This is a genomic window from Ruegeria sp. BJ6 (assembly GCF_056537885.1).
Genome location: NZ_JBQFSG010000029.1, coordinates 1 through 1338, shown reverse-complemented (window position 1 = coordinate 1338; position 1338 = coordinate 1). Strand labels below are relative to the sequence as shown.

General features: G+C 56.4%; 3 protein-coding genes. 1 reads left to right on the top strand and 2 read right to left on the bottom strand.

What is annotated here, in order from left to right; genetic code table 11:
- The first annotated feature begins 48 nt into the window (after window positions 1-48).
- The gene (locus tag ACR0D6_RS22535; RefSeq protein ID WP_480767160.1) at window positions 49-579 is read left to right on the top strand and encodes a redoxin family protein; all 531 of its coding nucleotides are present in this window, start codon (window positions 49-51) and stop codon (window positions 577-579) included.
- A 3-nt stretch (window positions 580-582) separates the two neighbouring features.
- Here the strand turns inward: ACR0D6_RS22535 and ACR0D6_RS22530 are convergent, their stop codons facing one another.
- Both ACR0D6_RS22530 and ACR0D6_RS22525 read right to left on the bottom strand, forming a co-directional pair.
- Window positions 583-927 (bottom strand): antibiotic biosynthesis monooxygenase family protein, encoded by a 345-nt coding sequence (locus ACR0D6_RS22530; protein WP_480767159.1) that lies wholly within the window; start codon window positions 925-927, stop codon window positions 583-585.
- Window positions 924-1338, bottom strand: a 415-nt coding sequence (locus tag ACR0D6_RS22525; RefSeq protein WP_480767158.1) for an alanine racemase, incomplete at its 5' end; no start/stop codon positions are given. The genes ACR0D6_RS22530 and ACR0D6_RS22525, both read right to left, overlap by 4 nt.

The window sequence follows — 1338 nt, the reverse complement described above, 5'->3', positions numbered from 1 at the left end:
TGAGCACACTGGGGGCGAAAGCCCCCACTTTTTTGAGTGGAGTTCCGAATGGCTCATCCGATCACCATCCCCAACACTGTGTTTCACACCCGCGTGCGCAATCCTTCGTTAGGAGGCGACAACCCGTTCGAATGGAAGGATGTTCCTTCGCCCAAGATCTTTACCGGGCGCAACATCGTACTGTTCGCACTACCGGGCGCCTTCACACCCGCCTGTTCCGACAGCCATCTGCCGGCATATGAGGCCCAGTATGGTTCTTTCCGGAATCTGGGGATTGACGAAGTGATCTGCCTGTCGGTCAATGACGCCTTTGTCATGTTTCAGTGGGGCAAGTCTCAGGGCATCGAAAAGGTTCGGGTGCTGCCGGATGGGAACGGTGATTTTACACGGGCGATGGGGATGCTAGTCTCGCGCAGAAATCAGGGGCTGGGGGAACGCAGCTGGCGGTATTCCATGCATGTCGAAGACGGGAAAATTCGCAAAATCTTCTCTGAGCCCGGATTTCAGGACAACCCGACAGGGGTACCTTTGAGCATTTCCGGTGCCGAGACCATGTTAGAGTATCTGCGCGGTCGCTGACCTTCAGCAATGTGTCTCCCGGCTGTCTTTTGGAGCCTGTTCACGGTCGTCCATACCATAATCCCGGATGACACCGGCAACGCGCAGACGATAGCCCGCGAAAATCCCGTCGCGGCCCTTGGCCTGCCCGGCCCGGTGGCTGGGCAGGTTGCGCCATGCTTCAACGGCTTTCTCATCTTTGAAGAACGAAAGGGACAGCAATTTATCGGGATTGGTCAGGCTTTGAAAGCGCTCGACGGACAGGAACCCATCAACCTGCTCCAGCAGTGGCTTCAGGTCCGTGGCGACATCCAGATAATCCTGTTTCCGCCCTTCGGCGATTTCAACTTCGAAGATTACTGCGATCATGCCAAATATTCCCATTCTTTTTCCGGCCAAAATGTTCCTGGCGGCAGGTCTCGTTTTCCGAACACATCAGTTCCGATGCGAAGCATGGTCGATCCTTCCTGGATTGCCACTTCGAGATCGGTGCTCATACCCATCGACAGGTGTCGCAGGTCCACGCCATCAATGCCTTCGGTTGTGATCCTGTGCTGCAGAAGGCGCAAGTCGCGCAGGCTGTCGCGGGACAATACCGGATGCGGAGCCAACAGACCGACCGTCATTAACCCGCGCACCCTCAGGTTGGGCAATGCTGCCACTGCGCGGGCGAAAGGTATGGAGTTGGCCGGATCCATACCAAATTTGCTGGTCTCGCCCGAGGTGTTGAATTGCAGGAACACATCCAGTGTTCGCTCACGCAATTCAACACCTCGGGCG

What these genes read in the sequence shown, in the direction of transcription:
- ACR0D6_RS22535 (WP_480767160.1), top strand. Translation starts at nt 49, where the DNA reads ATGGCTCATCCGATCACCATCCCCAACACTGTGTTTCACACCCGCGTG.
- ACR0D6_RS22530 (WP_480767159.1), bottom strand. Translation starts at nt 927, where the DNA reads ATGATCGCAGTAATCTTCGAAGTTGAAATCGCCGAAGGGCGGAAACAG.